Raw genomic sequence first — 22,578 nt, forward strand, 5'->3', positions numbered from 1 at the left:
TGCGCGGCGGCGCGCACGGTGCGGGCCGCGTTACTTCTTGTAGCCGGCCTGACGCACCGCGCGATCGGCGGCGGCCTGCCCGGCGGCGAGCGCCTGGTCGACCGTCATCTGGCCGGCCACCGCACCCGCGATCGCCTGTCCGACCACCGTGCCGAACGACTGGAATTCAGGAATCCCGACATACTGCACGCCCGTGTACGGCACCTTCTTCAGCGACGGATCGTTCGGGTCGGCCGTCTCGATCGCCTTCAGCACGAAGTCCGAGAACGGCGCGGCGGCCTTGTACTCGGGGCGCTGGTAGGTCGACGCGCGCGTGCCCGGCGGCACCGACGCCCAGCCTTCGTCCTTGCCGGCCATCTCGATGTACTGCTTCGACGTCGCCCACGCGATGAACTTGCGCGCGGCGTCCTGCTGCTTCGACGTCTTCGGCACGGCCAGCGCCCATGCCCACAGCCAGTGCGAGCCCTTCGGCGTGGCGGCGACCGGCGCGGCCGCGAAGCCGATCTTGTCGGCGACCTGCGACTGCTGTTTGTTATAGAGCATCCCGGCCGCGACCGTCGCATCGATCCACATCGCGCACTTGCCCGATGCGGTCAGGGTCAGATTCTCGTTGAAGCCGTTCGAGCTTGCTCCCGGCGGGCCGTCTTTCTTCAGCAGGTTCACGTAGAAATTGATCGCCTTCTTCCATTCCGGCGACGTCAGCTGCGCGTTCCAGTTCTCGTCGAACCAGCGCCCGCCGAACGTGTTCACGACCGTCGACACGTACGCCATGTTCTCGCCCCACCCGGCCTTGCCGCGCAGGCAGATGCCGTAGGTGCCCTTCGCCTTGTCGGTGAGCTTGTCCGCGAATTCGGCGATCTGGTCGTAGGTCGGCTGGTCGGGCATCTTCAGCCCCTTCGCCGCGAACAGGTCCTTGCGGTAGAACGTCATCGAGCTTTCGACGTAGAACGGCAGCGCATACAGCTGGCCGTTGTACGACAGGCTGTCGCGCGCCGTCTTCACGATGTCGTTCAGGTCGTAGTCGGCGGGCAGGCCCGTCATCGGCGCGAGCCAGCCGCGCTTGCCCCACTGCGGCGTCTCGTACGTGCCGATCGCCATCACGTCGAACTGGCCGCTGCCGGTCGTGATGTCGGTCGTCGCGCGCTGGCGCAGCACGTTTTCCTCGAGGATCACCCAGTTCAGCTTGATGTCCGGGTTCGCCTTCTCGAACGCCGGCGACAGCTTCTTCAACTCGATCATGTCCGGGTTGTTCAGCGTCGCGATCGTCAGCGTGCCGGCGGACGCCGCGCACGCGGCCGTCGCGAGCGCGGCTCCGGCGAAGCAGCGTGCGGCGGCATCGAGCATCTTTCGTTGCATGGCATGTCTCCTGTGATTGTTCGAACTGTCGTCGGTGTTGCGTGTTGCGTATTGCGCGTTTCGTATTGCCTCGCTTCCTTCGCGGCCCGTCACGCCGGCCGCTGCATCCCGCACGCGCGCGCATAGTGCGCGATCACGTCGCGTATCCGGTGGCGCACCCATGCGCGCGGCTCTCTCGCAAGGCCGCCCGCGCGGCACGCGGCGTACACGTCCGGCAGCCACTGCGCGACGAGCGTCTCGGGCACGGGCTGCCGCGCAAGGTTGTCGAACAACTGCTCGACCGCCGCCGCGACGGCCGGCTGCAGCCAGTAATAGCGGATCCGGTCGCTGTAGCTGAACTGGCGCGCGAGCCGCTGCTCGGTTTCGTCGCCGCGGTAATACGGCGCCCAGTGCTCGGGCTGCGCGCGCATCGCGGCGTCGACGACGTCGCGCAACCGCGAGCGCTGCGCGACGTCGTCGATCAGCGCGTCCTCGATGAAGGTGAGCGCGAACAGCGCCTCGCGCAACGCGAAGGTCAGCGCGGGCCCGACCTTCAGCACCGCGAAGTGGTCGCGCACGAGCGCGGCGAGCGCGCCTTCGGTCTGGTAGTCGGTCGAATGCGCTTCGAACACGAGGCGCGGCGTGCGCAGGATGCTCGCGCCGAGCGACGCGGCCTTCGCGCTGTCGTAGTCGAGCACGTGGCGATCGTCGAAATCGACGCCCGGCTGCGCGACGATCGCGACCACGCGCGTCCATGCGTCGTCGAGCCCGGCCGCCGCGAATGCGCCGCGATGCGCGTCCAGCGTCGCGGCGATGCTGTCGCTGCGCGTGACCGCGATCCGCGCGATCGCATCGCCGCCCGTGCCGCCAGCCACTTCGCCGCCCGGCGTCGGCACCTCGGTGCCGATCACGTACACGGGCGCGACGCCGGCGCGCGCCGCCGCGTCTTCGGCCGCGCGGCACAGCTCGGCCGCGCGGGCGGCGATGGTCCGGTCGTCGAGCCGCGCCGGATCGTCCGCGCACGCCATGCTCGCGTCGAGGTGGATCTTCTCGAAACCGGCTTCGACGTATGCGGCGACCATCGCGGCCGCTTCGCGCATCGCATCGGCCGCGCGGCGGTGCCGCCACGGGTTCGGGCCCAGATGGTCGCCGCCGAGCACCAGCGCCGACGGCGCGAGCCCGCAGCGCTGCGCAATCGCATCGACGTCGCGCCGGAAATCGGCGGGCGTCATGCCCGTGTAGCCGCCGAGATGGTTCACCTGGTTGCAGGTCGCCTCGATCAGGAGCGGCGAGCCGTCCGCGCGCGCGGCCTCGCACGCGGCCTCCAGCACGAGCCGGTGCGCGCTGCAGACCGAATAGATGCCGCGCTGGGCATCCGCGCGGTTCGCGTCGAAGATCATCCGCAGCACGGTGTCGGCGTGCGCGTTGCGCGGGCGTTCGGCGACGGGGGTCAGGCCGGACATGCGACACCTCGTTCGGTCAGGAAGCGGTCGATTTCCGTCGCGCTACTGTTGCCCTCCATCGGGCCGCGCCGCGTGACCGCGATCGCGCCGGCCGCGTTCGCGCGGCGCAGCGCGACGTCGATCGGCAGGCCGGCGACGAGGCTTGCGACCAACGTGCCGCCGAAACAGTCGCCGGCGCCGGTCGGATCGACTTCGTCGACCGGCCAGGCCGGCACGTCCACACGGCTCGCACGGTCGAACGCGGCGCTGCCGGCCGCGCCGCGCTTGAGCACGACGCGCTCGAGCAGCGGATGCGTCGCGAGCAGCCCCGCGATCGCGCGCTCGGCCGGCTGCGGCCCGCAGAAGAACGGCAGGTCGGCCTCGCTCGGCAGAAACAGATGGCACGCGGCGAGCATCGTGTCGAGCGCCGCGCGCATCGGACGGAAGCTGAGCATCTCGGGCCGCACGTTCGGGTCGAACGACACCTTCGCGCCGACGCGCGCCGCTTCGATCACGCCGCGCTGGACCGCCGCGATCGCCGATTCGCTCGTCAGCGACGAGCCCATCACGTGGAAGTAGCGGCAGCCGTCGAACATCGCGGTGTCGACGTCGGATGCATCGACGCACGCGGCCGCGCTGGTCGACAAGCTGAACACGAAGCTGCGCGAGCCGTCGTCGCGATACGCGACGAACGCGGTGCCGGTGGGACGCGCGACACGACGAATGCGCGCGACGTCGACGCCGTCGTGCTCGAGCCGCGCGACGATCGCGTCGCCGAACGCATCGCGCCCGACGCAGCCCGCATACGCGACGCGCGCGCCGAGCCGCGCGGCCTGGTCGGCGAAGATCGCCGGCGCGCCGCTCGGAAACGGCCCCGCGAACAGGCCCGGCGTGTCGAAGCCCTGGCCGCGCTCGGCGGCGACGAATTCGGCCAGCAGTTCGCCGGCGACGACGATCTCGGCCATCATGCGTGCCCTCGTGCGGCGGCGGCCGCGCGCGGCGCGGTCGCCCGGGTTGCGCGTGCGAGCGGCGCCATGTCAGCTCATCCAGTTGCCGCCGTCGACGTTCAGCGTCTGGGCGGTGATGTAGTCGGCGTCGGCCGACGCGAGGAACAGCGCGGCGCCGGTCAGGTCGCCCGGCACGCCCATCCGGCCGAGCGGCACGGCTTCGCCCACGAGCCGCTTCTTCTCGCCGAGCGGCCGGTTCTCGTAGCGCGCGAACAGCGCATCGACCTGCTCCCACATCGGCGTGTCGACCACGCCCGGCGCGATGCCGTTCACGTTGATCCGGTGCGGCGCGAGCGCGAGCGCGGCCGACTGCGTGTAGCTGATCACCGCGGCCTTGGTCGCGCAGTAGTGCGAAACGAGCGCCTCGCCGCGACGCCCCGCCTGCGACGACATGTTGACGATCTTGCCGCCGCGGCCCTGCTCGACCATCCGCTGCGCGACGGCCTGCATCAGGAAGAACAGCCCTTTCACGTTGACCGCGAACAGCCGGTCGAACACGTCCCAGGATTCGTCGAGGATCGGGCGCATGTCGAACAGCGCCGCGTTGTTGAACAGGATGTCGACGCCGCCGAAGCGCTCGACGGCGGTCGCGACGATGCGCTCGATATCGTCGCGGCGCGTGACGTCCGCGGTGACGGCCACCGCGCGGCCGGAGTTCGCCTCGATCAGCCGTGCGAGCGAACCGCCCGCGGGCTTCACGTCGACCAGCACGCAGCGCGCGCCCTCGTCCAGATAGCGTTGCGCGACCGCTTCGCCGATGCCGCTTGCCGCGCCCGTCAGGATCGCGACCTTGTCTTCCAGTCTCACTGGTTGTCTCCGGTTCGTTCTGCTGTGCGAAGGCAGCGAGGTGAGCGAACGCTCGCCGACCGATCAATTGCTCTGTTGTTGGTCGAATGATCGGATACGCGATTCACGCTGTCAAGGCGGCACGGCGGCTTTCGATGATGCGCTGCGGCACGATCGCGCCGCGCGTCGCGTGGGGAACCGCGCGCGGCAAGGCGCGGCGCGCTGGGTGCGGCGCGGCTGAAATGGCGATGAAGGGGACGGAGCCGGTGCGCGGGGCGGAATTCGGGCTGCACGACGAGAAGATACGTTATATCATCGCGATACTTCGTTTCATTGCCTGCTTCACGCCATGGCCACCTCATCGCCCATCGACGCCCGGCTGTCCCGGGCCGACGCATTCGCCGCCGAGCACGGGCTCGCGTGGACGCCGCTGCGCCGCCAGGTCTACGAACGCGTGCTGGCCGCGCAGCGCCCGATCGGCGCGTACGACCTGCTCGCCGAGCTCGAGCCGCAGCGCGGCCGCGTGCCGCCGACGACCGTCTATCGCGCGCTGGATTTCCTCGTCGAGCACGGCTTCATCCACCGGATCGAATCGAAGAACGCGTTCTTCGCGTGCTGCGAGATCGGCGTGCCGCACGAAGGCCAGTTCCTGATCTGCGACTCGTGCGGCGAGACCGTCGAGATTCCGGGCAGCGACCTCGCGAAACAGCTGTCCGCGAGCGCGCCCGCGCACGGGTTCGAAGTCCACCACCAGGTCGTCGAGCTGAACGGCCTGTGCGGGCACTGCAAGGGCAAGCCCGCGCAACGCTGACACCGCACACGCGCGGCGCACGCGCCGCCCCTTCCAACGAGGAGTTTCATGTCCATTGCCCTGAAGCGCGCGCCGCGGCGCGCCCTGCCGCTTGCCCGTCTGTTCGCCGCCGCGGCCGCCGCGCTGTCGATCGCCGCACCCGCCTTCGCGCAGGCCGCGACCGTCAACGTGGTCGCCGCCGAGAATTTCTATGGCGACGTCGCATCGCAGATCGGCGGCCGCCACGTCGCGGTGACCAGCATCCTCAGCAATCCCGATCAGGATCCGCACCTGTTCGAAGCGAGCCCGAAGACCGCGCGCGCGCTGCAGCACGCGCAGGTCGTGATCTACAACGGCGCGGACTACGATCCGTGGATGGGCAAGCTGCTCGGCGCGTCGAAGCAGGCGAAGCGCGCGACGATCGTCGTCGCGGATCTCGTCGGCAAGAAGGCCGGCGACAACCCGCACCTGTGGTACGACCCGGCGACCATGCCGGCCGCCGCGCGCGCGATCGCGGCCGAGCTGGGCCGCGCCGATCCGGCGAACAAGGCCGACTACGACGCGAACCTGCAGAAGTTCGTCGCGTCGCTGAAGCCCGTCGACGACAAGGTCGCCGCGCTGCGCGCGCAATACAAGGGCGTGCCGGTGACGGCCACCGAGCCGGTGTTCGGCTACATGTCCGACGCGATCGGCCTCGACATGCGCAACCAGCGCTTCCAGCTCGCGACGATGAACGACACCGAAGCCAGCGCGCAGGACGTCGCCGCGTTCGAGAACGACCTGCGCAAGAAGCAGGTGCGCGTGCTGATCTACAACAGCCAGGCCGAAGCGCCGATGACCAAGCGCCTGCTGAAGATCGCGCGCGACAGCGGCGTGCCGGGCGTGAGCGTCACCGAGACGCAGCCGGCCGGCAAGACCTTCCAGCAATGGATGGCCGGCCAGCTCGACGCGCTCGCCGCCGCGCTGGCCGCCAGCAAGAAATGACTTACGCAACGCCATGACCGACACTCCCCACGCACTCGCACTCGATCGCGTCACGCTCGAACTGGGCGGACGCACGATCCTTCGCGACGTGAGTTTCTCGATCGAGCCCGGCGAATTCGTCGGCGTGCTCGGGCCGAACGGCGCCGGCAAGACGACGCTGATGCGCGCCGTGCTCGGTCTCGTGCCCGTCGCCGGCGGCACGCTGTCGGTCGGCGGCGTGCCGGTCGCGCGCGGCAACGCGTCGATCGGCTACATGCCGCAGATCAGGAGCGGCCTCGCAAATCGCCGGATGCGCGGCTACGACTTCGTCGCGATGGCCGCCGACGGCCACCGCTGGGGGCTGCCGCACACGAACGCCGCGACGCGGCGTGACGTCGACCGCGTGCTCGACCTCGTCGGCGGCCGGACGCTCGCGCGCCGGCCGCTGTCGGAGCTGTCGGGCGGCGAGCGGCAGCGCCTGCTGCTGGCGCAGTGCCTGCTCGGCAACCCGAAGCTGCTGCTGCTCGACGAACCGCTGATCAGCCTCGACCCGAACCACCAGCGCGGCGTCGTCGAACTCGTGCGCAAGGTGCAGCGCGAACTCGGCATCACCGTGCTGTTTTCCGCGCATGAATTGAATCCGCTCCTGAACGCGCTCGACCGCGTGCTGTATCTCGGCAACGGCGTCGCGGCGCTCGGCACCGTCGACGAGGTCATCACCAAGCCCGTGCTGTCGCGGCTCTACGGCTCGCCGATCGACGTGATGCGCGTGAACGGCAAGATCTTCGTGATGTCGGGCGACGTCGAAATCGAAAAGCACGATCACGAACACGAGGACGACGACGGCCACTCGCACGGCGGTGGCGGCGGCCACGACCATCATCACCACGGACACGCTCATCCGGGGCATTCGCACGATGTTTGAATACGACTTCATGATCAACGCGTTCGCCGCGTCGGGAATCGTCGCGGTGCTCGCGGGCATCGTCGGCTACTTCCTGGTGCTGCGCGGACAAACCTTCGCCGGCCACGCGCTGTCGCACGTCGGCTTCACCGGCGCGACGGGCGCGGTGCTGCTCGGCATCTCGCCGATCTGGGGGATGGTCGGCTTCACGCTCGCGGCCGGTATCGGCATGGGCGCGCTCGGCGAACGGCTCGCGGGCCGCGACGTCGCGATCGGCGTGATCCTGTCGGGCGCGCTCGGGTTCGGCCTGCTGTTCCTGCACTTCTACACGTCGTTCGCGACGCAGGTCACCGCACTGCTGTTCGGCAACGTGCTCGCGGTCAACCACGACACGCTCGCGGTGCTGGCCGGCATCGGCGCGGTGAGCCTCGTCGCGCTCGCGCTGATCGCGCGGCCGCTGCTGTTCGCGTCGCTGCAGCCCGAACTGGCCGAAGCGAAGGGCGTGTCGCTGCGCACGGTGTCGATGCTGTTCCTCGCGGTATGCGCGCTCGCGGTGGCCGCGGCGACGCAGATCGTCGGCGTGCTGCTCGTGTTCACGCTGCTGGTCGGGCCGGCCGCGGCCGCGCAGAACGTGTCGACGCGGCTGTCGACCGGCGTGCTGCTCGCCGCGCTGTTCGCGCTGTTCGAAGCGTGGGCCGGGATCGCGCTCGCGTATCACACCGACTGGCCGACGAGCTTCTGGATCACAGCACTGTCCGCGCTCGTGTATGGCGCGAGCCTGTTGCGGCGACGCACATGACGTTCAGCTGGTTCCCGGCATGCCTCGCAACCGTGCCTGTCGGCGCACCCGATATTTTCGGACCAATCCGATCGCGCGCGCCACATCGACCATGGCAGGATGTTCAGCCCCCACTCCGGCTGAGCCATACCTGCCATGCTCGAATGCACATTCGATCTGAGCGATCAGGACATGAGTCGTCTGCAATGCGGCGCCATGTCCTTTCCAGCCTTTTCGGGCAGCGCGCGTCACCGCAATCGCCGCTCGTCGTCGTGCCTCGTCGGTGAAGGCGCCATTCCGCCAGGCCGCTACTACATCGTCGATCGGCCAACCGGCGGCATGCTGGGCCCGCTGCGAGAACTCTTCAGCGACAAGAGAGACTGGTTTGCGCTCTACGCCGCCGACGACAACATCGACGATTACGTACTTTGCGACGACGTCCGACGCGGAAGTTTTCGCCTTCACCCAAAAGGCGTGCGGGGAATCAGCAGGGGATGCGTGACCATCGAATCGACGATCGATTACGCGCGACTGAAAGACTTGCTGACCGCGCAGAAGCCCATTCCGATCCCGGGCTCCTCCGTGCGGGCATACGGCACGATTACCGTCAAATGAAGCGAATCGTGTACCGAGCCGCAGTCACCGCGTGGGTACTCGTGGCATCCGTGTCGCTTGCGAGGCTATGCCTCACTCACGCGTCGTTCGCACTACCGATACCCGATCGCGCGTGGGCTTGGCTCTTCACGCATGTTCCCGGGTTCTGGGACGGCGAGGCGGGCGATGATCTCGTCATCGTCGTGCATTTGCTGATAGCGCTTGCGATGGTGATACCGGCGACATGGCTCGCCTTGCACCTGCTGCGAAAGTCGAAGCGCCACGCCACTCGCTGATGCGGGATAGCGTGGCCGGTTCGCCGCACTAACGTGACAACACCCGCGCATGATGCGCGACGTGATCGGCAATGAACGTCGAGATGAAGTAGTAACCGTGGTCGTAGCCCGCATGGCGGCGCAGCGTCAGCGGCTGGCCGGCCTTCGCGCACGCGGCTTCGAAGACGTCGGGGTTCAGCTGGTTCGCGAGGAACTGGTCGGCCAAGCCCTGATCGACGAGGATGCCGTCCGCGAACTTCGGCGCATCGGCGCGCGCGACGAGTTCGCTCGCGTCGTGCTGCTTCCACGCTTCGCGATCATCGCCGAGGTACCCCGAGAACGCCTTTTCGCCCCACGGGCAACGCGTCGGCGCGGCAATCGGCGCGAACGCCGACACCGACCGGTACAAGTCGGGGTGACGCAGCGCGAGCGTCAGCGCGCCGTGCCCGCCCATCGAGTGGCCGAAGATCCCGAGCCGCGCGCCGTCGATCGGCAGCTCGGCCGCGACGAGCTCGCGCAGCTCGCCCGTCACGTACGACTCCATCCGGTAATGCGTCGACCACGGCGCTTGCGTCGCGTCGACATAGAAGCCCGCGCCGACGCCGAAATCCCACGCATCGGCCTCGCCCGGCACGCCCGCGCCGCGCGGGCTCGTATCGGGCATCACGAGCGCGAGGCCGTGCTGCGCCGCGTACTGCTGCGCGCCGCTCTTGATCGCAAACGTCTCCTCGGTGCACGTGAGCCCCGCGAGATAGAACAGCGCCGATACGCGGCCGTGCGCCGCTTGCGGCGGCAGATACACCGAGAACTTCATCGGCAGACCGATCGCCTTCGAATCGTGGCGATAGAAGCGTTGCTCGCCACCGTGGCAAGCATGCGAAGAAACGAGTTCGAGCATGGGGTTCCCTTCCGTTCAATACAGCACGATCGGGCGAATCGATTCGCCCTTCTTCATCGGGTCGGCGGCGCCGTGGAGCGTCTCGAGCGGCAGCGCGTGCGTGATCAGGTCGAGCCGCGCCGCGCGACACGGCGATCCCGTGGCGGGCCCGTCATGATCCCCGATCCCGCCGCCCGTCGCGTGCGGGAAACAGCCGCCGGCTTGCCGCGACGCGTCACCGCTGTCGCGACAGGACACGTGCCCGAGTTTAAACGCCGGTCGTGAACCACGCATCCGTTCGCGCATACAGATCGACGAAACGCGCATGGCGTGCGGCCAGCGCGCGATCGTCGTGCGGCGCGGCGACCGGCGACGCGGTCGGCGCCAGCGTGCGCAGCGCGTCGTCGCGCCAGTGTCCGATCGCGACGCCCGCGAGCAGCGCGGCACCGCGCGTCGCGGCATTCGGGCAATCGACCGCGTCGAGCGACGCGCCGAGCGCATCCGCGAGCAACTGGCGCCAGCGCGGATCGACCGAGCCGCCACCGGCGAGGCGCAACGTCGTCACCGGATCGGCCCGATTCGCATCGCGGATCGCATCGAGCCCCGCGCGCAACGCGAACGCGACGCCCTCGAACGCGGCGCGCATCATCGCGCCGCGCGTGTCGCCGAGGCCGAGACCGAGCCAGCCGCCGCGCGCGTCGGGATTCATCCACGGCGAACGCTCGCCCGTCAGGTACGGCAAGAAGCAGAGCCGCGCCGACGCCGACTGCGCGAATGCGTCGTCGTACGCATCCGGCCAGCCCGAATAGCCGAGCCAGCCGCGCACGGCTTCGAGCGCGAGCCCGACGTTCTGCATCGCGGCCATCGTGTAATAGCCGCCGCCGGCCGCCGTGCGATAACGGTGCAGCCCGCGCCGTGCGGGCGGCAACGCATCCGCGAGCACGACGATCTGACCGCCGCTGCCGGTGGTCAGCAGCGCGTCGCCGGCCGCGACGAGCCCGCTGCCGAGCGCCGCGCACGCGGTATCGGCCGCCCCCGTCGCGAGCGGCACGCCGGCCGGCAGCCCGAGTGCCGCCGCCGCCTTCGCATCGAGCACGCCGCAGCGCGCACCCGACGCCCGCACCGGTGCGAACCGGTCGACGGGCAAGCCGAGCGTGTCGATCAGCGCCGTATCCCAGGCGCCGTCCGGCGTCGCGAGCGCGGTCGCGCATGCGTCGCTCGGATCGGCCGCGACCTCGCCGCCCAGCGCGACGCGCAGCCAGTCTTTCGGCTGCACGGCCCAGCGTGCGTCCCGCCACGCCTGCGGTTCGTGTGCGGCCACCCAGCGCAACAGGGGGCCCGCCATGCCGGGCGCGACGGGATTCGGCGCGCCCGGCCAGTCGGCCGCGTCCGCTTCGCGCGCCGCGCGCGTATCGGGCCACAACAGCGCGGGCCGCACCGGCTGCCCGGCCGCATCGATCAGCACGACGCCGTGCATCTGGCCGGAGAAGCCGATCGCCGCGACCTGCGCGCGCTCGTCGGCCGGCAATCGCGCAGCGGCGCGCACGAGCGCCTGCCACCACACGTCGGGGGTGATTTCAGCCCAGCCGGGCTGCGGCGACGACAACGCATAGGGTTCGCTCGCAACCGCGCGCTCGACGCCATCGGCATCGAGCGTGACGAGTTTGACGGAGCCGGTACCGAGGTCGATTCCGAGCAGGCGCATGACGGGTTGGCGTATTCGAATAAACGGATATCGATGATAGCGGGATCGCGACATGCAGCCCGATTTGCGCGGCGATTTTGATGCGCTGGCGACGCGATAGAACGAAGCCGCGCACGACCGGTTTCACCCGGCTGCACATGGCGTGCCAAAACGGCCGCCAGCGGGTTAACCCGGCGCGATTTTCCGCCGGTCGTTTTTTCCACTATGCCGCGGTCGCGATACACACCATAAAGCCGCCGATATTTGACATGGGGGCCTGCACTATTTTGAAGGGCTATAAAACCGGGGAACCTCACTCCAGCGGCGTTTCCCGATGATCGACACCCTGTTTCATGCCGAAATGGCATATCGAACCAGCAAAGAACGGAATAGAACCCAGCGCTCTTGTTGCGATGTTCCATTCCGCATAACTTCGTATCACCCCGAAAACAAGATCATGGAGTGAGACAGATGCAATCGAACACGGTCCATCCGTGCGATGAGGTGCTGCCGACCGGCAAGCTTGTAACGCTTGGTCTCCAGCACGTCCTCGTCATGTACGCCGGCGCCGTCGCCGTGCCGCTTATCGTCGGCGGCGCGCTGAAGCTGCCGAAAGACCAGATCGCGTTCCTGATCAGCGCCGATCTGTTTTCGTGCGGCATCGCCACGCTGATCCAGACGCTCGGCCTGTGGATCTTCGGGATCCGCCTGCCCGTCATCATGGGCTGCACGTTCGCGGCCGTCGGCCCGATGATCGCGATCGGCACCAACCCCGGCCTCGGCATTCTCGACATCTTCGGCTCGACCATCGCGGCCGGCATCATCGGCATCGTGCTCGCGCCGATGATCGGCAAGCTGTTGCGGTTCTTCCCGCCGGTCGTCGTCGGCACCGTGATCGCGGTGATCGGGCTGTCGCTGATGGAAGTCGGGATCAACTGGGCAGCGGGCGGCGTCGGCAATCCGGAATACGGCAGCCCCGTCTACCTCGGCCTGTCGCTGCTCGTGCTCACGCTGATCCTGCTGATCAACAAGTTCGGCCGCGGCTTCCTCGCGAACATCTCGGTGCTGCTCGGCATCGTCGCCGGCTTCGTGATCGCGTTCGCGATCGGCCGCGTGAATACCGACGGCGTCGCGCACGCACCGTGGGTCGGCTTCGTGATGCCGTTCCACTTCGGCCTGCCGCACTTCGACCCGCTGTCGATCGCGACGATGGTCACGGTGATGTTCGTCACGTTCATCGAATCGACCGGCATGTTCCTCGCGGTCGGCGACATGGTCGATCGCCCGGTCAACCAGGAGCGCCTCGTGCGCGGCCTGCGCGTCGATGGTCTCGGCACGCTGATCGGCGGCATCTTCAACTCGTTTCCGCATACGTCGTTCTCGCAGAACGTCGGCCTGATCGGCGTGACGGGCGTGAAGAGCCGGTACGTCTGCGCGACGGGCGGCGTGATCCTGGTGCTGCTCGGCCTGTTCCCGAAGATGGCGCAGGTCGTCGCCTCGGTGCCGCCGTTCGTGCTCGGCGGCGCGGGCATCGTGATGTTCGGGATGGTGGCCGCGAACGGCATCAAGGTGCTGTCGAAGGTCGACTTCGTGAACAACTCGCACAACCTGTTCATCGTCGCCGTGAGCGTCGGGATGGGCCTCGTGCCGGTCGTGTCACCGCACTTCTTCTCGAAGCTGCCGCCCGCGCTCGCACCGATCCTGCACAGCGGCATCCTGCTTGCGTCCGCCTCCGCCGTGATCCTGAACATCGTGTTCAACGGCGTGAAGGGCGAGAAGGATGCACGTTGCGAAATCCGCCGCGCAGGGCACGACTTCGACGGACGCCCGGCCGACGCGCATCACTGATCGATCCGACCCGGATGCGCCAGGGCATGGCGCGATACGGGAGAGGAAAAACGCCACGGCTTGCCGTGGCGTTTTGCTTTGTGGCGAGTGATTGGGCGACGATAGCGGTGGTGCCGGCGGCGCCGGCGATGACGATCCGCGATCGCTGCTTACCCAAACCGGTCGCAAAAAAAAACGCCACGGACTTTCGTCCGTGGCGTCGTCGCATCCCGGAGACCGCGACCTCAGCGAACCGGAGCGGTCGCCCGCCCCTGCCCGCCTTCGTGCTTACCCGTTCGTCGCCGCTGCCGACGCAGGCGCCGGTGCGGCCGCCTTGTCGTAGTCGACGGTTTCGTCCGGCGCACGCGGCGTCTCGCCGGCGCGCTGGATCCAGCCGCCGCCCAATGCGCGGTACAGCGTGACCAGGTTCGTCCAGCGTGCCAGACGTGCGCTGATCAGCGACTGCTGCGCCGAGTACAGGTCGGTCTGCGCGGTCAGCACCGACAGATAGCTGTCGACACCGTTCTTGTAGCGCAGGTCCGACAGGTCGAAGCGTCGCTGCTGCGCGTGCTCGTTGCGCTCGAGCGCGGCGATCTGCTGATCGTACGTGCCGCGTGCAGCCAGCCCGTCCGACACTTCGCGGAACGCCGACTGGATCGCCTTCTCGTAGTTGGCGATCTCGATGCGCTTCTGCACGTTCGCGAGGTTCAGGTTCGCGATGTTCTGCCCGCCTTCGAAGATCGGCATCGTGATCTGCGGCGCGAACGACCACGCCGCCGTGCCGGCCTTGAACAGGCCGCCGAGCGTCGGGCTGCCGGTGCCGAACGCGCCCGTCAGCGAGATGCGCGGGAAGAACGCAGCGCGTGCCGCGCCGATGTTCGCGTTCGCGGCCAGCAGCGTCTGCTCGGCCTGCATCACGTCCGGACGACGCGTCAGCAGGTCGGAAGGCAGACCGGCCGGCACGTCCGTCAGCAAGTTCTGCGCGTCGAGCGGCATGCCGGGCGGCAGGTCGTCCGGCAGCGGCTCGCCGATCAACAGCACCAGCCCGTTCAGCGCCTGCGCACGCGCACGCGCCTGCGCCTGCTGGTTCGCGAGCGCCGTCTCGACGACCGTCTGCGCCTGACGCAGCTCGAGCTCGGAGCCCGTGCCGTTGTCGAACTGCAGCTTCGTGAGGTCGTACGACGCCTGTGCCGTCTTCAGCGTGTTCTCCGTGACCTGCAGCAGGTCGTCGGTGGACAGCAGCGTCAGATACTGGTCCGCGACCTGCGACACGAGCGAGATCTCGGTCGCCTGCCGCGCATACGACGTCGACAGATACTGCGCGAGCGCCTGGTCCTTCAGGCTCTGCACGCGACCGAACAGGTCGAGTTCCCACGACGCGGAAACGCCGACGTTGTAGGCGCGCGAGATATACGGCGCCCCGGTCTGCGACAGGCCCTGCGGCACGCGCTGGATGCTGCCCGTGCCCGTGCCGTCGAGCGTCGGGAACAGGCCCGCGCGCGTGATCTGGTACTGCGCGCGCGCCGCCTCGATGTTCAGCACCGACACGCGCAGGTCGCGGTTGTTCTTCAGCGCGATCTCGATGAGCCGCTGCAGGCGCGGATCGACGAAGAATTCGCGCCAGCCGATGGCGGTCGCCGCCTGGCCGTTCGCGCTGCGCGCGCCGGCAGCGCCCGGCTGCGTCGCATAGACGCCGCCGGCCGGGTACGCCTGCGCGACGGGCGCGTCGGGCCGCGTGTAATGCGGCGCCATCGTGCAGCCCGTGGCAAAGAGCGCGACCGCGATTGCAGTCAAAGCGTGTTTTTGCATCATCACTGTCCCTTGTTGCCTTCGTCGCCGTTGCCCGGCTTCTCTTCGTGGTGCGAGTGCTCCTGAGCCAGACGCAGCGCCTGGTCGACGTCTTCCTTCTCGCCGCTGAAGATCGCGCGGATCTTCACGAAGAACATCGGGATCATGAAGATCGCGAGGAACGTCGCCGTGATCATCCCGCCGATCACGCCCGTGCCGATCGCGTGCTGGCTCGCCGAACCCGCGCCGTTGCTGATCGCGAGCGGCATCACGCCGAGAATGAACGCGAGCGACGTCATCAGGATCGGACGCAGCCGCAGACGCGCTGCTTCCAGCGCGGCCTCGATCGGCCCCATCTTCTCCGTCATCTGCAGTTCGCGCGCGAACTCCACGATCAGAATCGCGTTCTTCGCGGACAAGCCCACGGTGGTCAGCAGGCCGACCTGGAAGAACACGTCGTTCTCGAGGCCGCGCATCGTCGCCGCGAGCAGTGCGCCGATCACGCCGAGCGGCACCACCATGATCACCGAGAACGGGATCGACCAGCTTTCATACAGCGCCGCCAGACACAGGAACACGACGAGGATCGAGATCGCATACAGGATCGGCGCCTGCGAACCCGACTGGATTTCCTGGAACGACAGGCCGGTCCACGAATAGCCGATACCGACCGGCAGCTTCTTCGCGAGCCCTTCCATCGCGGTCATCGCCTGGCCGGTCGACTTGCCCGGCGCGGCCTGACCCTGGATTTCCATCGCCGAGACGCCGTTGTAGCGCTCAAGCTTCGGCGAACCGTACGTCCAGTGGCCGGTTGCGAACGCGCTGAACGGCACCATCCCGCCCGACCCGTTGCGCACGTACCAGATGTTCATGTCCTCCGGCGTCATCCGGAACGGCGCGTCGGCCTGCACGTACACCTTCTTGATCCGGCCGTCGGTATCGAGGAAGTTGTTCACGTACTTCGACGCCCACGCGATCGAGAACGTCTGGTCGATCGCCTCCGCCGTCACGCCGAGCGCATTCGCCTTCTCGCGGTCGATGTCGACCTTGTACTGCGGCGTGTCGTTCAGGCCGTTCGGGCGCACGCCCTGCAGCGTCGGATCCTTCGAGGCCATCCCGAGCAGCTGGTTACGCGCGGCCATCAGCGCGTCGTGGCCGAGACCGGCGTTGTCCGTCAGCTCGAAGTCGAAGCCCGCGGCCGTACCGAGTTCGGGAATCGACGGCGGGTTGAACGGGATCACGATCGCGTCCTTGTAGCCGGCGTAGCGACCGAACATCCGGCCGATCAGCGCCTGGACCTTCTGGTTCGCATGCTGACGCTGCGAGTAGTCCTTCAGCTTCACGAACACGAGACCGGAGTTCTGGCCGCGGCCCGCGAAGCTGAAGCCGTTGACCGTGAACGCCGATTCGACGATTTCCTTCTCGTCCTTCAGCAGGTAGTCGGAAATGTTCGCGAGCGTCTTCGCGGTCGTTTCCTGCGTCGAGCCCGACGGCGTCTGCACGATCACGAACATCAGGCCCTGGTCTTCATCCGGCAGGAACGACTTCGGCAGGCGCACGAACAGCAGGCCGACCGCGACGATCACGACCAGGTAGATGATGAGCCAGCGGCCCGAACGCTTGATCACGTGGTGCACGCCGACGTGGTACTTGTCGCGGCTGTTGTTGAACGTGCGGTTGAACCAGCCGAAGAAGCCCTTCTTCTCTTCGTGATGCCCTTGCGGGATCGGCTTGAGGATCGTCGCGCACAGCGCGGGCGTCAGAATCAACGCGACCAGCACCGACAGCACCATCGCCGACACGATCGTCAGCGAGAACTGACGATAGATCGCGCCGACCGAACCGCCGGAGAACGCGACCGGCACGAACACCGCCGACAGCACCAGCGCCACGCCGACGAGTGCGCCGGTGATCTGGCCCATCGCCTTGCGGGTCGCCTCCTTCGGTGACAGGCCCTCTTCCGCCATCACGCGCTCGACGTTCTCGACCACCACGATCGCATCGTCGACCAGCAGGCCGATCGCGAGCACGAGGCCGAACATCGACAGCGTGTTGATCGAGAAGCCCACCAGCGACATGATCGCGAACGTGCCGAGCAGCACCACCGGCACCGCGATCGTCGGGATGATCGTCGCCCGCAGGTTCTGCAGGAACAGATACATCACGAGGAACACGAGCACGATACCTTCGAGCAGCGTCTTGACCACTTCCTCGATCGACAGCTTCACGAACGGGGTCGTGTCGTACGGATACTTCACGACGAGGCCGTGCGGGAAGAACGGTGCGAGCTCGTCGATCTTCGCGCGCACGGCTTTCGCGGTCGCGAGCGCGTTCGCGTTGGTCGCGAGCTGGATACCGAGTGCCGCGGTCGGCTGACCGTTGTACTTCGTGTCGAAGTTGTAGTTTTCGCCGCCGAGGCCGATCTGCGCGACGTCCTTCAGGCGAACCTGCGAGCCGTCCTGGTTGACCTTCAGCAGGATGTTGCCGAACTGCTCGGGCGTCTGCAGCAGCGTCGATTCGGTGATCGTCGCCTGCAGCACGGTGCCCGGCTTGGCCGGCGTGCCGCCGATCTGGCCGCCCGCGATCTGCACGTTCTGCGCGGTGATCGCCGAGCTCACGTCGACCGGCGTGAGGCCGTAGTTCGTCAGGCGGGTCGGGTCGAGCCAGATCCGCATCGCGTACTGCGAGCCGAACAGCGTGACGGTGCCGACGCCGTTCAGCCGGCTGATCGGATCCTTCACGTGCGACGCCACGAAGTTCGCGAGGTCGTACTTGTTCATGCTGCCGTCTTCGGAGTTGAAGGCGAGCACCAGCAGGAAGCTGCTGCTCGACTTCGTCACCGACAGGCCGAGCTGCTGCACGACCTGCGGCAGAACCGGCGTCGCGAGCGACAGCTTGTTCTGCACCTGGACCTGCGCGATGTCGGCGTTGGTGCCCGGCGCGAACGTCAGCGTGATCGTCGCGTTGCCCGAGTCGTCACTGGTCGACGACATGTACAGGAAGTTGTCGAGACCGCTCATCTGCTGCTCGATCACCTGCGTCACCGTGTCTTCCACCGTCTTCGCGGAAGCGCCCGGGTAGTTCGCGGTGATCTGGATCGATGGCGGCGCGATCGTCGGATACTGCGCGATCGGCAGCGTGAAGATCGCCGCGACCCCAGCCAGCATCAGGATGATGGCGATCACCCACGCGAAGATCGGGCGATCGATAAAAAACTTTGCCATGAAACAGGCTCCCTGTTATTGCGCGCTCGAAGCAGCGGCAGCACTCGCCGGCGCGGCGCCCGATGCGGCGGCACCGGACGCGGCGGCGGCGCCGGAACCGGCGGCAGCCGGCGCGGCGGTGGCAGCGGCGACACCCGATGCGGCGCCGGCCGCCGGTGCGAGTTGTGCCTCCACCGACTTCACGGTCGCGCCCGGACGCACCTTCTCGACGCCCTGCACGATCACGTGATCGCCCGCCTGCAGACCGCCTTCGACGATCCAGTCCTGGCCGCGCATGCCCGACGTCTTCAGTTGACGCGGCTCGACCTTGTTGCTCGCGTTCACCACCATCGCGATCGCCTGGCCCTTCTGGTCATGCGTGACGCCGATCTGCGGCACCAGGAACGCGTTCTCGTTCACGCCTTCCTCGATCCGCGCGCGCACGAACATCCCCGGCAGCAGCACGCGGCCCGGGTTCGGGAAGACCGCGCGGATCGTCACCGAGCCGGTTGCCTGGTCGACCGTCACGTCGGAGAACTGCAGCTTGCCGGCTTCCGAATACGTCTTGCCGTCCTCGAGGATCAGCGACACCTTCGCCGCGCCCGGACCGCTCGTCTTCAGGCGGCCGCTCTGCACGTCCTGGCGCAGCTTCAGCCCCTCGAGGCTCGATTGCGTGAGGTCCACGTACACGGGGTCGAGCTGCTGCACCGTCGACATCAGCGTCGCCTGGCTCGCCTGCACGTAGGCGCCCGGCGTCACTTGCGAAATGCCGACGCGGCCCGTGATCGGCGAGACCACGTCCGTGTAGCCGAGGTTGATCTGTGCGGTATCGACCGCCGCCTTGCCGGCCGCGACGTCCGCCGCGGCCTGCCCCTGCGTGGCCACCGCGTTGTCGTAGTCCTGCTTGCTGACCGCGTTCGCGGCCACGAGCACCTTGTAGCGCGCGACCAGTGCGTTCTGCGTGACGAGGTTCGCCTGCGCCTTCGCGAGCGTCGCCTTCGCGCTGTTCAATGCCGCGATGTACGGCGCCGGATCGATCTTGTAGAGACGTTGGCCAGCCTTGACGTCGGTGCCTTCGGTGAATTCACGGCGCAGCACGATGCCGTCGACCCGCGCGCGCACCTGCGCGACGAGGAATGCGCTGGTACGGCCCGGCAGTTCGCTGAAGATGGGCACGGCTTGCGGCTGGACGGTGACGACGCCGACTTCCGGCGTTTGCGGCGGCGGTGCCGATTCTTTTTTTCCGCATGCAGCCAGGAAAACCGCGGCTGCCGCGACAGTGATCAAGCGGTATGGAACCCGTTCGACGCGCATGGAGCGACCTCTGTGTGTAACCAATGGAATAAGTGCAGCACCCGACGGGAGCGCAACACGGATGCGCCTCGCGGCGCAGATCGAACACCTGAATTACTGGACTGCTGGATACAGCAAGTCGGCACGAGACCTCCATGCCGACGAGATGCCGCGAACTGCGGACTGGTACTTTGGCGGGAATCAGCAGAGTGGGATATTAACTGATTGCCACTTTGGTCATTCGATCGTAGGGTGGTATTGTATATACATTCACGAATGTATGTAAAAAGCCCGCTCGCCCTTCGCCAACCGCTAGGTCTTACGAATTATTACCAGTCGCAAGCATAGCCCGTCCGCACAGCGACGACGAGGGTTACGGACCCTATATTCATCTACGATCGATTCATTCAGGCCTGCACATGGTCAGACGCACCAAGGAGGAGGCGCTCGAGACGCGCAACCGCATTCTCGACGCCGCCGAACACGTGTTCTTCGAGAAGGGCGTGTCGCACACTTCACTCGCGGACATCGCCCAGCACGCAGGCGTGACGCGCGGTGCGATCTACTGGCATTTCGCGAACAAGAGCGAGCTGTTCGACGCGATGTTCGACCGTGTGTTCCTGCCGATCGACGAACTCAAGCGGATGCCGCTCGATGCGCCCGGCGGCAATCCGCTGGAGAAAATCCGCAGGATCCTGATCTGGTGCCTGCTCGGCGTGCAGCGCGACTCGCAGTTGCGGCGCGTGTTCAGCATCCTGTTCATGAAGTGCGAGTACGTCGCGGACATGGAGCCGCTGCTGCAGCGCAACCGCGCGGGGATGAGCGAGGCGCTGCACGCGATCGATGCCGATCTCGCGGGCGCCGTGCGGCTCAAGCTGCTGCCCGAGCGGCTCGACACATGGCGTGCGACGCTGATGCTGCACACGCTCGTCAGCGGTTTCGTGCGTGACATGCTGATGCTGCCCGACGAGATCGACGCCGAGCAGCATGCGGAACAGCTCGTCGACGGCTGCTTCGACATGATGCGTTACAGCCCGGCGATGCTGAAGACGAACGACTGACCGGCGGCCCCTCCGCCGGCGCGCCGCGCACCGTGGCATCGCGACCGGCCGGTCGATCCGGCCACGCGCGGGCGGCAGCGCCGCTCCGCCCGGTCGCCCCCTGCCCTCCCCGATTCGCTCAGGCCGCCTTCGCGCGTTGCGCGCGGGCCCGCCGGTTCGACGCGGCCACCGAATCGCGCGCCGGCATCGCCGCGCCGCCGAGTCCCGCGATCCATGAATCGGTCGACATCACGGCCGCGAAATTCGACTGAAACACCACCGTGTACGCGCGGTGAATCTCTTCGGCGCTCGCCGCGCCCGCTTCGTTCTCGTACGGCAACGCACCGGTCGCGTCCGCCAGATACTCGACGGCGAGCCCCGCGTGCGCCGCGTGATAGACCGTCGACGCATTGCAGTTGTGCGTCATGTAGCCGGCGACCGCGAGCGTGTCGATGCCGCGCGCGTCGAGCCATGCGGCGAGATCGGTGCCGGCGAACGAACTGGCCTGCGCCTTCACGATCAGGTGCGCATACGGCCGGTCGGCGACGACCGGATGCAGCGCGACGCCGTCCGTGCCCGGCGCGAAGATCGGCGCGCCCGCCGGCGCGACGTGCTGGACGACGATCACGGGCACGCCGGCCGCGTGCGCGGCGTCGATCGCGCGGCCGATGTTCGCCAGCGATGCGTCGACGGGCGGATATTCGATCGGCAGGTTGCCCGTCACGTATTCGTTCTGGACATCGATCACGATCAGCGCACGGCGGGAAGCGGAAGTCAATTGGGCATTCGACATGGCAGGCTCCGGTTTCGGCGGCGCCGCCCCGCTCCGGAACGGGGCGGCCAGCAGCGCGATGCGATGCATTGTCGGATCGCATCGCGCTGACGGACAGTGGCCCGATAGCCATTCTTCGATAGAATCGGGCCATCACCCTTCCGGAGCCCGCCATGCGCGCCGCCGCGTCGTCCGTTGCCCCTGCTCCGACCGTCGTCGCCGTGATCGCGTACGACGGCATCAGCCCGTTTCACCTGTCGGTGCCGTCCGTCGTGTTCGGCAAGGAACGCGACGCGGCCGCGATGCCCGCGTTCGAGTTCCGCGTGTGCTCGGCCGAGCGCGGCCCGCTGTCGACGACGGGCGGCTTCACGATCACCGCGCCGTACGGGCTCGAGGCGCTCGACGACGCGGACATCGTCATCGTCCCGGCATGGCGCGACCCCGACGAAGCACCGCCTGACGTGCTGGTCGATGCGGTCCGCGCGGCCGCCGCGCGCGGCGCGCAGGTCGTCGGCCTGTGCCTCGGCGCGTACGTGCTCGCCGCGGCCGGGCTGCTCGACGGGCGCCCGGCCACGACGCACTGGGCGTGGGCCGACGACTTCGCGCAGCGCTTTCCGCGCGTGAAGCTCGACCCCGACGTGCTGTACGTCGACGACGGCAACCTGATGACGTCGGCCGGCACGGCCGCGGGGCTCGACTGCTGCCTGCACGTCGTGCGGCGGCGCTTCGGCTCGGACGCCGCGAACCGGATCGCACGCCGTCTCGTGATCCCGCCGCACCGCCAGGGCGGACAGGCGCAATACGTACCGCAGCCGGTTGCCGCCCATCCGCGCGATGAGCGGCTCGCCGGCCTGCTCGACTGGGTACGCGCGCATCTGGACATCGCGCACAGCGTGGATTCGCTCGCCCAGCGCGTGCTGATGAGCCGGCGCACATTCACGCGCCACTTCCGCCAGGCGACCGGCGCGACCGTCACCGCGTGGCTGCAGGCCGAGCGGCTCGCGCGCGCGCAGCATCTGCTGGAAACGACGGGACAATCGATCGACGCCATCGCACAGGCGGCCGGTTACGGCTCGAGCGTGTCGCTGCGCCAGCATTTCGCGGGCGCGCTCGGCACGTCGCCGTCGGCCTATCGGAGGGAATTTCGCGGCGCCGCGCCCGATGCGCGGCGCTAATGGCCGCCGCGCCGCCGGCGCTCGACCGCGTATGGCGGTGGCCGC

19 protein-coding genes are annotated in these 22,578 nt (G+C 68.0%); 8 read left to right on the plus strand and 11 right to left on the minus strand.

Going from position 1 to position 22,578, the window contains the following annotated elements; genetic code table 11:
* Positions 1 to 30 precede the first annotated feature (30 nt).
* From WS49_RS11295 to WS49_RS11310, 4 genes are all read right to left on the minus strand, one after another.
* Complete coding sequence (locus WS49_RS11295; protein ID WP_059527901.1) at positions 31 to 1,356, minus strand: ABC transporter substrate-binding protein; 1,326 nt, start codon at positions 1,354 to 1,356, stop codon at positions 31 to 33.
* An 89-nt stretch (positions 1,357 to 1,445) separates the two neighbouring features.
* Positions 1,446 to 2,798 (minus strand): D-tagatose-bisphosphate aldolase, class II, non-catalytic subunit, encoded by a 1,353-nt coding sequence (locus WS49_RS11300; RefSeq protein WP_059527904.1) that lies wholly within the window; start codon positions 2,796 to 2,798, stop codon positions 1,446 to 1,448.
* Complete coding sequence (locus WS49_RS11305) at positions 2,786 to 3,742, minus strand: sugar kinase (protein ID WP_059528328.1); 957 nt, start codon at positions 3,740 to 3,742, stop codon at positions 2,786 to 2,788. Before WS49_RS11305 ends, WS49_RS11300 begins: the two co-directional genes overlap by 13 nt.
* A 72-nt stretch (positions 3,743 to 3,814) precedes the next feature.
* Complete coding sequence (locus WS49_RS11310; RefSeq protein WP_059527907.1) at positions 3,815 to 4,591, minus strand: L-iditol 2-dehydrogenase; 777 nt, start codon at positions 4,589 to 4,591, stop codon at positions 3,815 to 3,817.
* A 328-nt stretch (positions 4,592 to 4,919) separates the two neighbouring features.
* On the opposite strand from WS49_RS11310, the gene WS49_RS11315 reads away from it, so the two are divergent.
* The 5 genes from WS49_RS11315 to WS49_RS11335 all read left to right on the plus strand — a co-directional run bounded on the left by WS49_RS11315 (position 4,920) and on the right by WS49_RS11335 (position 8,620).
* The gene (locus tag WS49_RS11315; protein ID WP_059527909.1) at positions 4,920 to 5,381 is read left to right on the plus strand and encodes a Fur family transcriptional regulator; all 462 of its coding nucleotides are present in this window, start codon (positions 4,920 to 4,922) and stop codon (positions 5,379 to 5,381) included.
* 48 nt (positions 5,382 to 5,429) lie between these two features.
* A complete protein-coding gene (locus tag WS49_RS11320; protein ID WP_059527911.1) occupies positions 5,430 to 6,344 on the plus strand; it encodes a metal ABC transporter solute-binding protein, Zn/Mn family in 915 nt (304 codons plus the stop codon).
* 13 nt (positions 6,345 to 6,357) lie between these two features.
* Positions 6,358 to 7,248, plus strand: coding sequence for an ABC transporter ATP-binding protein (locus tag WS49_RS11325; protein ID WP_059527914.1), 891 nt, complete (start codon positions 6,358 to 6,360; stop codon positions 7,246 to 7,248).
* Positions 7,241 to 8,026, plus strand: a complete 786-nt coding sequence (locus WS49_RS11330) for a metal ABC transporter permease (RefSeq protein WP_059527918.1) — start codon at positions 7,241 to 7,243, stop codon at positions 8,024 to 8,026. Before WS49_RS11325 ends, WS49_RS11330 begins: the two co-directional genes overlap by 8 nt.
* 135 nt (positions 8,027 to 8,161) lie before the next feature.
* Positions 8,162 to 8,620, plus strand: a complete 459-nt coding sequence (locus WS49_RS11335; RefSeq protein WP_059527921.1) for a DUF2778 domain-containing protein — start codon at positions 8,162 to 8,164, stop codon at positions 8,618 to 8,620.
* Positions 8,621 to 8,923: 303 nt separating this feature from the next.
* On the opposite strand, the gene fghA is transcribed toward WS49_RS11335, so the two are convergent.
* The 3 genes from fghA to WS49_RS11355 are packed head-to-tail and all read right to left on the minus strand — an operon-like array spanning position 8,924 to position 11,456.
* Complete coding sequence (fghA, locus tag WS49_RS11345; protein ID WP_059527927.1) at positions 8,924 to 9,772, minus strand: S-formylglutathione hydrolase; 849 nt, start codon at positions 9,770 to 9,772, stop codon at positions 8,924 to 8,926.
* Between the two features lie 15 nt (positions 9,773 to 9,787).
* Positions 9,788 to 10,009, minus strand: a complete 222-nt coding sequence (locus WS49_RS11350; RefSeq protein ID WP_059527931.1) for a hypothetical protein — start codon at positions 10,007 to 10,009, stop codon at positions 9,788 to 9,790.
* Positions 10,010 to 10,019: 10 nt separating this feature from the next.
* Complete coding sequence (locus WS49_RS11355) at positions 10,020 to 11,456, minus strand: xylulokinase (protein WP_059527934.1); 1,437 nt, start codon at positions 11,454 to 11,456, stop codon at positions 10,020 to 10,022.
* Positions 11,457 to 11,906: 450 nt separating this feature from the next.
* On the opposite strand from WS49_RS11355, the gene WS49_RS11360 reads away from it, so the two are divergent.
* Positions 11,907 to 13,283 (plus strand): nucleobase:cation symporter-2 family protein, encoded by a 1,377-nt coding sequence (locus WS49_RS11360; protein WP_059527937.1) that lies wholly within the window; start codon positions 11,907 to 11,909, stop codon positions 13,281 to 13,283.
* 267 nt (positions 13,284 to 13,550) lie between these two features.
* Here WS49_RS11360 and WS49_RS11365 read toward each other — a convergent pair whose 3' ends face one another.
* The 3 genes from WS49_RS11365 to WS49_RS11375 are packed head-to-tail and all read right to left on the minus strand — an operon-like array spanning position 13,551 to position 19,567.
* A complete protein-coding gene (locus tag WS49_RS11365; protein ID WP_059527941.1) occupies positions 13,551 to 15,074 on the minus strand; it encodes an efflux transporter outer membrane subunit in 1,524 nt (507 codons plus the stop codon).
* Positions 15,074 to 18,274, minus strand: a complete 3,201-nt coding sequence (gene bpeB / locus WS49_RS11370) for an efflux RND transporter permease BpeB (protein WP_059527945.1) — start codon at positions 18,272 to 18,274, stop codon at positions 15,074 to 15,076. The genes WS49_RS11365 and bpeB overlap by 1 nt, the downstream gene beginning before the upstream one ends.
* A gap of 15 nt (positions 18,275 to 18,289) precedes the next feature.
* A complete protein-coding gene (locus WS49_RS11375) occupies positions 18,290 to 19,567 on the minus strand; it encodes an efflux RND transporter periplasmic adaptor subunit (RefSeq protein ID WP_059527948.1) in 1,278 nt (425 codons plus the stop codon).
* Between the two features lie 398 nt (positions 19,568 to 19,965).
* On the opposite strand from WS49_RS11375, the gene WS49_RS11380 reads away from it, so the two are divergent.
* Positions 19,966 to 20,607 carry a TetR family transcriptional regulator gene (locus WS49_RS11380; RefSeq protein WP_059527951.1) on the plus strand — a complete coding sequence of 214 codons (642 nt, stop codon included), beginning with the start codon at positions 19,966 to 19,968 and terminating at the stop codon, positions 20,605 to 20,607.
* A gap of 118 nt (positions 20,608 to 20,725) precedes the next feature.
* On the opposite strand, the gene WS49_RS11385 is transcribed toward WS49_RS11380, so the two are convergent.
* Positions 20,726 to 21,379: a cysteine hydrolase family protein gene (locus WS49_RS11385; RefSeq protein WP_059528330.1), complete on the minus strand. Its 654-nt coding sequence runs from the start codon at positions 21,377 to 21,379 to the stop codon at positions 20,726 to 20,728.
* Between the two features lie 152 nt (positions 21,380 to 21,531).
* Here WS49_RS11385 and WS49_RS11390 point away from each other — a divergent pair, with 152 nt between their 5' ends.
* Entirely contained in the window at positions 21,532 to 22,533 is a 1,002-nt protein-coding gene (locus WS49_RS11390; RefSeq protein ID WP_059527954.1) for a helix-turn-helix domain-containing protein, read from the plus strand.
* Positions 22,534 to 22,578: the final 45 nt, after the last annotated feature.

It is taken from the genome of Burkholderia sp. RF7-non_BP4 (assembly GCF_001521935.1).
GTDB lineage: Bacteria > Pseudomonadota > Gammaproteobacteria > Burkholderiales > Burkholderiaceae > Burkholderia > Burkholderia diffusa.